Raw genomic sequence first — 13246 nt, forward strand, 5'->3', positions numbered from 1 at the left:
TGCCTCCTAGAATCGCGCATTCAGATCTAATAACAGCACATCTACCGAGAAAGGCAACCCACTAATGGAGTCTGCACTCATATAGCGGCCACTGATCCAGGCGTTTTTATCAATGGCATAGTTACCATATACATACCAGCCCTTGGCATTGGTACCGCCCAACCTGAAGTTGGAATCGGTAAAGCCGTCCATCACGGCATCAGCCTCCAGGCGCTTATACCCCAGCGACACTTGCCACTCATGCGGCATCACGTTCTGCACATACGGGCCCATAAAACTATTGTTACCAACATCAATCCTGAAGTTATAACCTTCATTCTCTTTTTTATAGAGATGACCTGTTCGTTTCAGGATTTCCTGTTGATCAAAACCGATATTGCGTACGTAGTCACCTGTCAACGTGACATGCACCGGGTCAAAGTTCATTAAATCCACTTGCGCCATCAGATTGACCAGTTCGAATTTGGAAGCCAGGCCAATAATGGTTGTACCGCCATTGAACTCATTCAGATCAAAGGTATTGTTACCACGTTGACGCCAAATCGGGGCGGTCGCATCGTAATAGTTTTCCCCAGTCACCGGGTTAGGCCGTCCTTCGACATTGGTGAAATCATGGTAGGCCACCGCAATCTTCGCCGATGACTTATTCTCGGCAGTCCATTTCACCCCGGTTTGTGCTGAATATAACCATTTGTCTTTTGCCTTGTTGATTGAAGAGGACTCTACTTCCTCAATCGGGAAAGCACCTACCGTCGTAAATGAAGACCAACGCTCATTGATTTTTGGCGTAAACGTCGCCGCAAAACCATCAAACGCCAGGTCAGGATCCCACAACATATCAGTGAACATAAACGGATTGCCAAAACGACCACCGGTCACTGTCGCCCAGTCCGTCAGCTTCGCCTGCAAGAAAGCACGATCCAACGTGAACAGGTACTTACCCTGGGCAATGCCTTCAGTCTGATTTGGGGTCACTGGCGTATTTTGCTGGCCAGTGACAAATTGCAAGCCACCGGTCAACCAGTCGTTAATATGCACATCCGCAGCCAGGCGCGCACGTATCCTGGACCGACGACGCTCTTCACTGGAGTTATTCAGGTTCATGGCGCGGGTTGGGTCATCACTCAATGCCTGGAAGTCGGCATTATCCCCAGGGAACTCATCCGCCTGGCCTCGCAAACGGATATCACCATGGAAGCTGATCCGGTCTATCCACTCAGGCACACCCAGGCGCTCGCCGGCTTTGTAGTTGAGTTTCTCCATCACATCATGCTCAATTTCCTCGCGCATGGCCTGTTTCACGTGTTGCGGAATATATTGCACACGCACAGTTTTCTCATCCAGTGCCTTGTTCACTTCAGACTTCACATCGTCTTGCAGGTCAGCTTGCTGACTATGTTGTTTCGCACCAGCACTTGCCTGTTGTAATAAAGCATCGGCTTTTTGCTTGGACAACACACCTTCCTGCACAAGCAGTTCAATCAGGTTGGTCGTCGTGGCACGCAATTGTTCCAGCGACTCGCGCTCTCCGGCCTGTATCGTTCCCGAAGCCAGTAACGGCAACAGCCATACCGCCAGCGTCGTTTTTTTCAATGATGGTTTGAGAGTCTGCATATCCTCACTCACAGTATTTATAGTTTGTCACATTGATGATGTGTATTAATGAATTAGCCCATTTTCTTTGCCGTGATCCGCAAGCGGATAGGCATAGGCATATTTTCAGGTGGACCTTCCTGCATCGCCGGCAAGTCATTTAAGGCTTCCCGTATCCCTTGTTCGATTTCAGGCGTGGAATCTGACTGCTCAACCGACAATCTCTCAAATTGCCCGTTGGGTTTTAACCAGACACTGACCACGATTTTGTACTGCCCTTGTGTCAGCTTCTTGTCACGTTCTATTGCACGCTCAATCTGCGACTTCACCAGCCCCGCATACCAGCGGAACTTGACGCCGCCATCCGAGCCTATGGTGGCGACCGCACCGCCTTTGTATTCGTTATTGACCGCTCCGGCCTGGAACGGGCTAGGGCCATCGCCAGCCGCCCCTTCCATTTTCAGATTTTCAGCAGGCGGGGCTTCTGCCGGTTTAGGCTCAGGCGCCTTGATTTCCTTAGGCTGCTCTTTCGGCGTTTCCTTGGGGGGCTCTTTTGGCGGTGGTGGCGGTGGAGGGGGCGGCGTATCCGGCAACAACTTCACTGTAGTGATTTGCTTTTTATGCGTAGCGCCACCTGAAAATAATTTTTTGATGCCATAAGCAGCGCCCGCCAACACAGCCAGCACCAGCAATGCAATCACGATGCGTGTTGTCCATAAACGCGCGGTAGGCACTGGTGTTTCTTCTGCCACGGCATCCATTTCATGCAATGCCATGGTTATGTCCCGATCTTGCCGGTGACCAGGCCGACATTTTCAATTTGCAGGCGATTGACCAGGTCAATCACACCAATCACGCCGGCATAAGGTGCTTGCGCCTGGCCTTTAATCATGACGTTGAATTTGGGGTCCATGGACTTAGCCTGGTTGAGTTGCGTTTCCAGCTCGGCCATGCTCACACCAACACCATTAATCGTCAGCGTGCCGCCCTGCTGCACCTGCACGATTTTGATATCGTGTTTTTCGGTACTCGGTTTGTTAGACGGCTTGGGCAGATTCATGGTCAGGCCTTGCACGCCAGCAGTAGTCATCAGGATAAAAATCACCAGTAACACATAGGCGAGATCCAGCATCGGCGTAATATTGATGGTGTCGTAAGGTTGGGCGTCGTTTTGTACCTGCATGGTTTACTCCACCACTTTCTTCGTCACCAGGCCAACTTCGGTGATATCCAGCCGCTTACAGATTTCCAGCACTTCGGACACCTTTTCATAATGCGCCGCAGCATCGCCTTTAAGCACTACTGGCAATTCAGGGTTGCTGCTTTTATATTCAGCCAGGCGCTGCTCCAGTTGCGCCATATCTACCGGAAATGCATCCAGGTAGACACTGCCGTCACTGGTCACCGTGATCGCGCGCATTTGCGGCTTAGCCAGTGCGGCCGAGTTCACGGTGTGTGGCATGTCGACTTTGACGCCTTGCACGGATGCGGTAGTCATGATGATAAAAATCACCAGCAATACGTACGCCAGATCCAGCATGGGCGTAATATTGATTTCATCGTAGAGCTGGTTCTCTTCCTTGACGCCTTCTGACATCTCGCGGCCTTATTCCTTACCGTACAGTTCAGCGGTACGGGTAATGAACTCATCGACAAAAATCTGCATGGCGATGGTGATGTTTTTGACGCGGCTGGCCAGGTAGTTGTACCCAAACAAGGCTGGAATCGCGACACCCAGACCGGCAACCGTTGCCAGCAACGCAGCGGCAATACCTGGCGCAATCGCGTTGACGTTGACGTCACCCGCCGCCGCAATCGCAGCAAAGGTGATCATCACACCGACGACGGTACCCAGCAGGCCGAGGAAAGGCCCCCCGGAAATCGCGATGGTGAGTAATACCATCATGCTGTTCAGGCGTTGGGTTTCACGTACCTGGTCGGCATCCACCGCAGCCTTGATGGCATCAATCGACGCGCCGCTTAACTGTACTTTGCCGTCATGCTCACGTTTTTTAATTTCACGCAAACCGGCTTTATACAAGCCAAACAGATTGGAATTGGCATAAGTGCCGGTCTTGTCCAAGTCCAGCAAGTCCTTGGCAGACGCTTGCTGGAAGCGTTTGAGGAATAAGGCATTATCTTTATCGGTGCGCACCACCAGACGGGCTTTGCTGATCATGACCCAGACGCTGATGGCGAACATCACCGCCAGAATGCCAATCACCACCTTGGCATCGACGGTCAGGCTATCAATCAGGATACCCATGTAGTTGGCTTCGCCACCCTCGCCCTCTTCTTCAGCGTCGGCTGCCGTGACTTTGACGATACTGGCATCTGCCCCTTGTGATTGCGCTACCAGTGCCAACCAGGCCGCGCTACGTGCAGTGACAGCCAGTTGCAACTCGTCCACTTCGGCATTCAGATTCTGACCCAGCGTGAAGCCAGCTGCGGCCTGTGCATCGCTGGCCGCTACCTGGCCTGCGACTTGGCCATTGACATAAATAATAGCCTGGCCACCCTGGAACACCAGCGCAATATGCTGCCACTGGCCAGGCTTTAATTCGCCCGCTTGCGTGCTGGCAGTCCCTGCCTGCAATGCCAAAGCGCTGCCTTCCAGCTTCAATGTGACGTTACCGCTTTTAAAGATTTCAGCGGTTTGCGGCAGGTTGGCCGGTTTTAACCACACAGACCAGGTGCTGCCATTGGCCAACACTGGTGCAGTTGGCAAAGTGATGGTCAGCGGGCTATTGTTCAGCGTGGCACTTTCGGCAATCAGACCGGCCTTTTGCATCGTTGCATTGCCACTCGCAGCCAGCTGGCTAGGGCCGCTATCTTTGAGCAAGGCATTGTCTGAAAAAGCAAACCGCGCCAGCAGGGCCGGGTCATTGAGCGCTTGCGCATCGCTGGCTGCCTTGGCACTTTCGTTACCGGTATATAAGCTGATCGCCAAGTCTTTATTAGCGGCAGACACTTGCGGCAACACCACCCAGGCCACAGCCAGCTCATTGACTGCGTCATACTTTTCCAACGAGAATTTGAGTTCCGTTTTATCATCTGCAGCGATAAAACGCAGGTCTGCGCCATCTACATTGGCGCCGGTAAAATCAAAATTGCCAGAATGCAGGCGAACCAGTACCGGTGCCTGATTCACGGCCTCTTTAATATTGGCGGTCTCTATCGTAATTTTTTGTTGTGCAGCCCAATCTGCATTCCAGGCGGCAAATACGGATGTGGACAGGCTGAGCCCTAATAATCCAAGCAATAAACCAAGTTTTTTCTTCATAGCTTCGCTGACGAGTTAATTCGAGTGGCAAGTCTATAGAGCGAATGTTGCAGACACATTAAGATCGGACTAGTCGGACTATGCCTGCCTGATATCCTTTTTTTCGGGCATAAAAAAAGCCCGGCGAACCGGGCTTTGTCGTGCATTGCAGACGTGGATAGTCTTAAGATTGACGGCGGGCAGCGATCAAGCCAATCAGGCCCAAACCAGCCAGAATCATGCCGGATTGTGTCGGTTCTGGCACAGTGGCAGCATAGGCCAGACTACCGGTACCGGACAAACCCAACGCGGTGTCATAGGCAAAGAAAGCATCTGAAGTATCGGCATAACCAGCCACCAGGCTAAAGCCAATGGCCGGGCTGTTTGAGTCCACAGACCACTCCAGGCCAGTAAACACGCCGTCCTGGAATACGGCAGTGGCATCGGCCAATGCTGGTGTACCCAGGTTAAACAGACTGCCACCGAAATTGAAGTTCAGGCTGCTCAGGTTGAGCAACTCAGTGCCTGATGCCAGCAAACCGGCATCATCAAAGCTGAACTGGCCCTGGTAGCTGGTGCCATTGTAATAACCGGACTCGACCTGGCCTGCAAACTGCAGGGATTGAATGGCCGCCTGGGCTGGCATCACCATACTCACAGACATCGCCAACACAGCTGCCAGCGTGATTTTTTTCATTAAATAATTCATTGCAAAATTCCTTTAGTAAACATTAAAGTATGAAATCTCTGGCGGGTGACACTTGTTTCGCGGTCAAGCCTTTGAGAGTCACTAATGATTTGGCGGCTGCCGGGCCTGCGGCACCGTCAGTATCGACCATCACCTGTACGCCACCCGTTACATCAACTAAGTTCAGGTAACCGCCAGTGAGTGCTGTATTGGCAGAAATCCCCAGTGAAGACAGCAAAGCCGTCAGTTGTAACTTGTCGGCATAAGGCGTGAAATCAGTGATGGTGTCACCAGCGTCGCGCATGCTGCTGTACACAAACACATCATTGCCAGCACCACCGGTCAGCGTATCCACACCCAGGCCACCGTTGATGATGTCATCACCGGCAGTACCTACCAGTACGTCGCGGCTGGCAGTGCCGTTGCGTGTCACGCCAGGCGTGGTCGTTGCAATGGCCAGGTCAATCAGGCGACCGCCTTTGTCATACTGGTTTTCCAGGCCGTACAAGTTGCCGGTGATTTCATCGCCATCGGCATTGCTCAGACGACCCAGGCCACCTTCGGCTTTAGGTGACTGGATATAGTTGGCCAGGGCTTCCTGGTAGGTAATGGTGAACGGGCTATCTTCAAATACCACGGCATTGGCTGCGAATGGGAAGCCATCGCCGCCTGCAGCAGTAAAGTCAATCGTGGTGAAAGAGAATGCGCGGCTGTTATTGACCACCACGCCACCATCAATCAGCACAGTGCCATCATCCAGCACCACGCGTTGAATACGGTTGCCCGTGCCCTGGGTGGTTCTGGCGGTGTTGCGACTGTCATACACTACTTGCATGCCGGAGATTTGTGGGTAACGGCCATTGGCACGACCAGTCGGGCTGGTGTCGCCATAACCATGTTCCAGCAAATCTTTCAGTTGCGTGGCATTGACGGCTGGCGCACGTTTCACCAGGTTGGTGAATGGCAGTACATTGAAGGTATCACCGATAGAAACGTTCCCGACCGTGGCGATATTGGTACGAATACCGCCGCCATTCTGGATCGCTACTTCAGTTTTACCGGCAAAACGCATGGCGTCGGCCACCAGGTTACCCAGGCCGGTTTCAGCATTACGTACGCCTGCCACAAAGGTACAAGGCAATGCAGCACACGTAGTGTGAGTCGGGCCGTTCAACTTCACCGCAGTGGTACCGATGATTTGTGCGTTCAATGCAGAAATATAGTTCAGCACAGGCGTCACCACTTGCGCCTGGATCGTCGCATCGCCACTTACACGGTCAGCATCGGCCGTTGCACCAGTCACGCGCATCATTTTGCTCGACTCAATGCCAACAAAAGTACCATGGGCATCATCAATGGTGAAATTGACCTGGCCGACATAACGGTTACCGAAATGACTGGTGAGTACCGGCACGGTACGGCCATGTGCATCGACGGCATTCACTGGATGTGACGTATAAGTCGCTGCCACGCCACCATTGATCAGGGCATCATCAGGGTCCACCATCAACTCATGACCACCACCGGACAACACCAGATCCACGCCGGTGAGGGCTGGGATCACCACACCGATTTCATTCGCGGCATTTTGCAAATGGCTCATCAGGATAACGGTCGTCACGCCTTGTTCGCTGCGCAGACGGTTCACTTCTGCCTGAATCAGCGGGATCAATGCTTGCAGGTTTTGCGCTTCAGTATTACCCGCATCGTAACCAATCACATTCACGGCACCCGGCGAGGAGATATTCGGCAACAAAGGTGTCGTTGCACCCACCAGACCGATTTTATGACCGGCGGCGGTCGTGATCACTTTGGAAGGGGCAACCTTACCGCTGGCTTTTAAGGCGCTGAATTCGGCGGTGGCATTAAAGTTCAGGTTGCTGGAAAGGTAAGTGCTGCCGGATACTTTGGCAAAACGTGCAGCCACTTGCGGGCCCAGGTCGAACTCGTGATTACCGAACACCATGGCGTCAAAACCGATTTGGCGCAAGGCAATCGCATCGTAAAAATCCTGGCCGCCATCGGTGTAGCTATTGGCTAGATTGTTCAGGCTGGCGGTGAAACGCGGGCCTGGCAAGAATGCATCACCAGCATTCAACTTCAGCACAGTGCGGCCCTGGCTGGTCGCCGCGGTTTCTGCATTTTTAATCACAGACGCCAGGCGGTCGATACCGCCGTAAAAAGAAATCGCCTGACCAGCGTTATCGCGCAAATTGCCTTGCGCAGACAGCAACCAGCTTTCCTGGTCACCCACGTGTAACACAGTCACACCCTCGGCCCAGGCAGCACTGGCAGTCAATGCCAACGCCACGCAAGCCGTTAATTGTTTCAGTTTAAACATTGCTCTCTCCATACATGCCGTGACGCATCACGGCATGCACTCATTCAAGTATTAACGTGATTGACGACGACGTACCAGGGCCAATACACCCAGGCCAGCCAGCAACATGCCTACGCTGTCAGCTTCTGGCACCGGTGTCACCGCTGCGACAGTAAAAGCCGTGGTGTTAGGGATCAACGCTGCAGAAGCACTGTTATTCACGGTGTCTACGTTCCAGTTGTTGACATTAGCCACTTGCGCTTTGTAATCAGCAAAGTTGCTCAAGCCGTCACGCACACCGTTGTATTCAGCGTAGTCTGGCTCGCTGGAAGCACCGGCTTTGGCAGTCAGTTCAATGGCGTTCACCCCTGCAGTCAGACCTGTGTTGGTCAAAGAGCCATCTGTTGTAAATTTGCCGTTAGTAATCGCGCTCAGGAAAGTCGTTGGCGTGGTGGCGCCAGTACCCAGGTAGGCGTAAACAGTTTCGCCAGAATTGGAAATCCCCCAGTTGCTGCTGCCGCTGACAGTGACACGGGACAACACGCCGGTAGAGGCAGACAGGGTGGCTTTGTCGTAAGCGGAGAAACGCACCACAGACCCTGCACTCACAACGTCACTGGATACCCACTGGTTGTAGCTTTCACCTGTATTGAAAGCACTGCCTGTCCACTCGTTATCGCTGAAGTAGATGGTGGTATTGGCGGCGATATCGACAAAAGTCACGAAAGACAGACCATCTTCATCGGCGTTGAAGGCGGTGAACATGATGTCACCGGCATTCAGGGCCGCGTTTGCTTGGCTGGACAGCAACAAAGCTGCGATTAAACTGATTTTTTTCATAAAACTATCCTCTCACTAGATATTTAAAAAACAAGGTATTGATTGATTAGGGTTTTATTGATGATTTAACTACCAGCGCACATCCCTTTGTGCGTCCAGCTGGTTCACGGCTAATCCTTTCAAGGTCACCAGCGGTTTGGCAGTCGCCGCACCGGCAGTGCCGTCGGTGTCGATTTGCAATTGCACACCACCTGCCACGCTCACCCAGCGCGCCACGCCATCAGTAAATGGCTGGCTACCGGTATAGCCTATGCTTTGCAGCAATTCGCTGATCTGCAATTGATCTTCACCTGGCGTAAAGTCGGTGATGGTGTCAGTCGCATCACGCATGCTTTGATAGACAAAGGTGTCGCGTCCGGCGAGGCCTGTGATAGTGTCCGCACCCACGCCACCCGTGATGACATCGTCACCTGGTGTGCCTACCAGCGTGTCACGCTGCGCGCTACCCTGCACAGATTTCACCAGTTGCAAGCCCACAATGACCGGGTCGTGGTCAGAAGAACGGTAAGGGCTGTCGCTATAGAGGTCTTGCGGTTTGAACTCGGTGTTGTAATCAATCACAAATGGTTCGTCTGCGTTGATATGCCAGTGCACCGTACCCGTGACTTGTGCGGCCAAATCGGTATTGGCCAGAGCATGGTCCAGATAGCCAGATTCACCATCGAACACATAGGAATATCCGGCCTGCTGATTAAAGCGTGCAATCTGATCCTGCAAGCCAGCGTTTTCCAGCACCAGCACCGGGTCTTCTTTACCATAGGCATTCAGGTCACCAATCACCAACACATCGGGATCGTTGGCCTGGTTTTTAACGGTCTGAATAAATTGAGTTAGCTGATTGGCTTGTGCCAGACGTTGTGGGTTATAGCAACCCTGGCCATCGCCCTGATCCTGGTTTGCGCCACTAGCATCCGAGCAGCTCTTGGATTTGAGGTGATTCACCAATACCGAGAACCTCTCACCGTTGGCTGCCTGGAAAGTTTGCGCCAGCGTAGGGCGGTTATTGACGCTGTTGGCATCAGACAATGCAGCCCCTGCTGGCGTCAATCTGGCCGGTTTATAAATCATGGCCACCTTGATCGCATCCGTACCGGTGCCACTGGCTGGATCAGCAATCACGGCATACGTATTGGCACCCAACACACCATTCAGGCCATCGACCAGGTTTTGTGCCGCAGTTGTGCCGTTATTCTGGATTTCCATCAAGCCGACGACATCGGCATTGATCGCCGTCAAGGCACGGATAATTTTTTGACGCTGGCGGTTAAACTCCACCAGGTTATTGGCGCCGCGGCAATTAGAGGCCGATACGCTATTACCCAGGCTGCATCCCTGACCGCTTTGACCACTGGCCGTGGCACCGTTGGTGAAGGTAGTGAAGTAATTGAGTACATTGAAGCTGGCCACCTTGACGTTACCGCCTACACTGGCAGGCGCCGCTGTACGCGCATTTTCACGGCTAAACTGCACCGCTTCTGTCGGATGCAACTTGTAGTCACGCGGCCCCGGATTGGATGCAGTGATCAAGCCATGATCAATCACCCCGGTCAGGTTCTCGACAATGTCGCCAGCGCGCAAGGTATCGTCTTCGCCGATAAACGGGATCGGGTTGGGGTTTTGTACACTGCTGCCATCATCCAGCACCAGGCGGCGGCGTGCGTTTTCATCTGCCAATTGTGCGGCAGCCGCAGAGTTGGCCGGATAAATATTGCTAGGCTTGATCATGCGGCCATCTGCAGACAAGGTCACCTGGCCATAACGTCCCTGAAAGTAATTCTGTGAAGCTGTCATTGGCGTGGTGATGCGCACCAGCATGCCCTCATAGGCCTCCAGATCGCCTTCGGTCACTTCCGGCAATGTGATGTCTGTTGGCAGAATCAGATTGTTGCTGCTCAACACTTGCAAGCCGCTGATATTGATCAGCTCGGTGATGGTGTTGAATTCTGTCACGCTGGCGGTCATGCGGACTTTCTGGCCTTTGCTCACAGTCGGTGTCACGCCCGAACCCAGGTAAACAAAAATACCGTCAGAAGTCTGTGGATTGCCATCGCCGCTGGCATCTTGCATGTAAAAACCATTCAAACCTGGGAACAGGGCTGTCACGACACCTTCAGTGGTCACGGTCTGCCCATTGAGCGGACTCACTGAGTCCACGCCTAAGGCGCTGCCCTGAATCTGGAAAATACGGGTAATGCTGCTGCTTTGTACATTGATGCTCACGCTGCAAGTGGCCGTTTGCGCTTCGTTGTTGGCAAACTGCACGTCAACAGCATAGTTACCCGCTGGCAGGCTGCCATCCAGTTGCAAGCTCGCACTGGCAGACTGACCATCACTGCCCGCGGCGACAAAGTTGCTTAATGTGACGCCGGCTGGCGCAGAGGCTGACAAGATTGCCGCATTGACGACGCTGTCAGCATCAGACGCTTGCAGCAATACCGAGCCCGCTTCGCCCACTTGCAAAGCCACTGCCGGGCAAGAAGTCACAATCGGCTGATTGGTGCCCGTACCACCGCCACACACGTTCACCGCACTGCTGCTGTTACGTGGCGCAGGTGCCCCTGTCACAAAATCGCTGCCGTTCTGATTGGTATCCTGGCAGCCATTATTTTTGCGTAACAAAGCGGTGCTGCTGTTGATTGCCGAAGCAACAGCCCCTTCAAAGAAATTGGCCGTGCCGTAGCCGACCAGGTCCACAATCTGTGCCAGCTGAGCCGGGCTACACACCACAGAACCACCGTTACAGGCCAGGCCAGTGCTGCTATTCACCAGCACGACTTTGCCATTCGTGCCACTCATGTCGGTAGCATTATTGCCCACATCAGGCGTAGGTAATGCCAGGCCATTGGCCGCACTGCGCAAGCCCACCAGGTAATATTGACCAGGCTGTAACACGCCAGACAGCGCAGTCACACCGTTGGCAGAAAAATTACCGTTGCCAGTCGCGCTGGCATACTGCACGGACCAGCCATTGATATTCACCGCGGCTGCACCAGCATTGAATAATTCAACAAAGTCCTGGTTATAGATACTGCCCTGGCCGCCATAAATCTGGCTAATGACCACCTCGGCATATACAGGAAGACTCAGGGAAGACAGGCCTAGCCAGGCTAGCGCCCAATGCATTTTTTTAAATTTCATTCAGGACTCCGAAGTTTTTATGACTCGATAAAATCCTGAATACTTTAGCAATCTATATTGCTGTCAATGTTAAGTTTCATACCAACACGCTAGGCAGGTCGGACTAGAAAACCACCTTAAATCAGCGGCAATTGGTACAGTTTTTGGTCAATGACCAGCCCTGCCTACTAGTCACATGCACCAAAAGCGTGCCGGATGGCTTGTCCTACATGAGATTGCGCAATACCTGATACCGACAAAAAAGTGAGCCGCTTACAGTGTGAGCTTTCGAACCATGTATGCAAGAAAGGACGCCAATGGCAAACACACATGAATCTTTACTCGACAAGGTCGTCGCCCTCGTGCCAAGCATTGAAGGTGCAGCTCCTTTGGCGGAAATGATGCCCCCTCTCCCTGAACCACCCCAAGCCGACCCGGACATGCAATTGGTACTGGATGCATTGACCGCGCTGGGTGGCAAACCGATTGAAACCCTGTCGCCTGCTGAAGCACGCGAGCAACCGACACCGGCAGATGCCGTCAAGCGCGTGTTGCAAGAACGAGGTCAATTCCCAGCCACCGCACAGGTATCCAGCAAAGAAATCAGCCTGCCCGGCGGACCGCTAGATAACATTCCTGCCCATGTCTATACCCCGGCAGGCGAAGGACCGTTTCCGGTCATCCTCTACTTTCACGGCGGTGGTTTTGTGCTTGCCGACAGCAAAACTTATGAAGCGTCGATTCTTGCGCTCGCACAAGGTGTACGCGCCATCGTGGTCGCGGTCGATTATCACCTGGCACCCGAGCACCCATTCCCGACCCAGCCCAATGAGGCATTCGCAGCCTACCAATGGCTGCGACAGCATGCAGGAGAATTGAATGGCGACCACCAGCGCATCGCCGTCGCCGGGGAAAGTGCTGGCGGCAATCTTGCCGTGGTGACGTCACTGATGGCGCGCGACAAGGATGTACCCCTGCCGATCCATCAATTACTGATTTATCCGCTGGTCAATAACGATACGCAGAATGCGTCCTATACGGACAATGCCCATGCCAAACCGCTGAATGCCGCCATGATGCAGTGGTTTTTTCAACACGACAGCCAAGCCACAGAGGCTGATAGCGCTTATGCGTTACCAGACAAGGCAACATCCCTCAAAGCACTCCCACCCACCACCCTCATCACGGCGGAAATCGATCCTTTATATGCGGAGGGACGCGCATTTGCCGAACGGCTACAACAAGATGGTGTGCCTGTGAGTTATCGCCATTTTGATGGCGTCACCCATGAGTTTTTTGGCATGGCCGATGTCGTCGCCAAAGCCAGGGAAGCACAAGTGTTTGCGATTGGTGAGTTACGCAAGGCCTTTGCTGGCAACGGGAAAATACATTAATGACACAGAAATAAAAACGCCCACCGGTTGGT

The 13246-nt window shown here is 53.1% G+C and carries 10 protein-coding genes; 1 reads left to right on the forward strand and 9 read right to left on the reverse strand.

The genetic code is table 11. From position 1 onward, the window contains the following. Positions 1-6 precede the first annotated feature (6 nt). From OH31_RS01430 to OH31_RS01470, 9 genes are all read right to left on the reverse strand, one after another. Positions 7-1614, reverse strand: a complete 1608-nt coding sequence (locus OH31_RS01430; RefSeq protein WP_036298488.1) for a putative porin — start codon at positions 1612-1614, stop codon at positions 7-9. A 53-nt stretch (positions 1615-1667) separates the two neighbouring features. Continuing rightward, entirely contained in the window at positions 1668-2369 is a 702-nt protein-coding gene (locus tag OH31_RS01435; RefSeq protein WP_024929343.1) for a TonB C-terminal domain-containing protein, read from the reverse strand. A gap of 2 nt (positions 2370-2371) precedes the next feature. Further along, complete coding sequence (locus OH31_RS01440) at positions 2372-2776, reverse strand: biopolymer transporter ExbD (RefSeq protein ID WP_024929344.1); 405 nt, start codon at positions 2774-2776, stop codon at positions 2372-2374. A gap of 3 nt (positions 2777-2779) precedes the next feature. Then, positions 2780-3190, reverse strand: a complete 411-nt coding sequence (locus OH31_RS01445) for a biopolymer transporter ExbD (protein WP_019883051.1) — start codon at positions 3188-3190, stop codon at positions 2780-2782. 9 nt (positions 3191-3199) lie between these two features. After that, positions 3200-4876 (reverse strand): DUF2341 domain-containing protein, encoded by a 1677-nt coding sequence (locus OH31_RS01450; RefSeq protein ID WP_024929345.1) that lies wholly within the window; start codon positions 4874-4876, stop codon positions 3200-3202. A gap of 163 nt (positions 4877-5039) precedes the next feature. Further along, positions 5040-5552, reverse strand: a complete 513-nt coding sequence (locus OH31_RS01455) for a PEP-CTERM sorting domain-containing protein (protein WP_242402160.1) — start codon at positions 5550-5552, stop codon at positions 5040-5042. Between the two features lie 34 nt (positions 5553-5586). Continuing rightward, entirely contained in the window at positions 5587-7884 is a 2298-nt protein-coding gene (locus OH31_RS01460; RefSeq protein WP_024929347.1) for a 5'-nucleotidase C-terminal domain-containing protein, read from the reverse strand. 51 nt (positions 7885-7935) lie between these two features. Further along, on the reverse strand, positions 7936-8703 hold the full coding sequence (locus OH31_RS01465) for a PEP-CTERM sorting domain-containing protein (RefSeq protein WP_024929348.1): 768 nt from the start codon (positions 8701-8703) through the stop codon (positions 7936-7938). A gap of 69 nt (positions 8704-8772) precedes the next feature. After that, positions 8773-11841 (reverse strand): ExeM/NucH family extracellular endonuclease, encoded by a 3069-nt coding sequence (locus tag OH31_RS01470; protein ID WP_024929349.1) that lies wholly within the window; start codon positions 11839-11841, stop codon positions 8773-8775. Positions 11842-12137: 296 nt separating this feature from the next. Here OH31_RS01470 and OH31_RS01475 point away from each other — a divergent pair, with 296 nt between their 5' ends. Beyond that, positions 12138-13214, forward strand: a complete 1077-nt coding sequence (locus tag OH31_RS01475; protein WP_242402161.1) for an alpha/beta hydrolase — start codon at positions 12138-12140, stop codon at positions 13212-13214. Positions 13215-13246 lie beyond the last annotated feature (32 nt).

This window comes from Methylophilus sp. OH31, from assembly GCF_000576615.1.
Lineage (GTDB): Bacteria > Pseudomonadota > Gammaproteobacteria > Burkholderiales > Methylophilaceae > Methylophilus.

Excerpts from the sequence above, each read along its gene's own strand:
- OH31_RS01430 (WP_036298488.1), bottom strand. The coding sequence starts at position 1,614 with ATGCAGACTCTCAAACCATCATTGAAAAAAACGACGCTGGCGGTATGG.
- OH31_RS01435 (WP_024929343.1), bottom strand. The coding sequence starts at position 2,369 with ATGGCATTGCATGAAATGGATGCCGTGGCAGAAGAAACACCAGTGCCT.
- OH31_RS01440 (WP_024929344.1), bottom strand. The coding sequence starts at position 2,776 with ATGCAGGTACAAAACGACGCCCAACCTTACGACACCATCAATATTACG.
- OH31_RS01445 (WP_019883051.1), bottom strand. The coding sequence starts at position 3,190 with ATGTCAGAAGGCGTCAAGGAAGAGAACCAGCTCTACGATGAAATCAAT.
- OH31_RS01450 (WP_024929345.1), bottom strand. The coding sequence starts at position 4,876 with ATGAAGAAAAAACTTGGTTTATTGCTTGGATTATTAGGGCTCAGCCTG.
- OH31_RS01455 (WP_242402160.1), bottom strand. The coding sequence starts at position 5,552 with ATGAAAAAAATCACGCTGGCAGCTGTGTTGGCGATGTCTGTGAGTATG.
- OH31_RS01460 (WP_024929347.1), bottom strand. The coding sequence starts at position 7,884 with ATGTTTAAACTGAAACAATTAACGGCTTGCGTGGCGTTGGCATTGACT.
- OH31_RS01465 (WP_024929348.1), bottom strand. The coding sequence starts at position 8,703 with ATGAAAAAAATCAGTTTAATCGCAGCTTTGTTGCTGTCCAGCCAAGCA.
- OH31_RS01470 (WP_024929349.1), bottom strand. The coding sequence starts at position 11,841 with ATGAAATTTAAAAAAATGCATTGGGCGCTAGCCTGGCTAGGCCTGTCT.
- OH31_RS01475 (WP_242402161.1), top strand. The coding sequence starts at position 12,138 with ATGGCAAACACACATGAATCTTTACTCGACAAGGTCGTCGCCCTCGTG.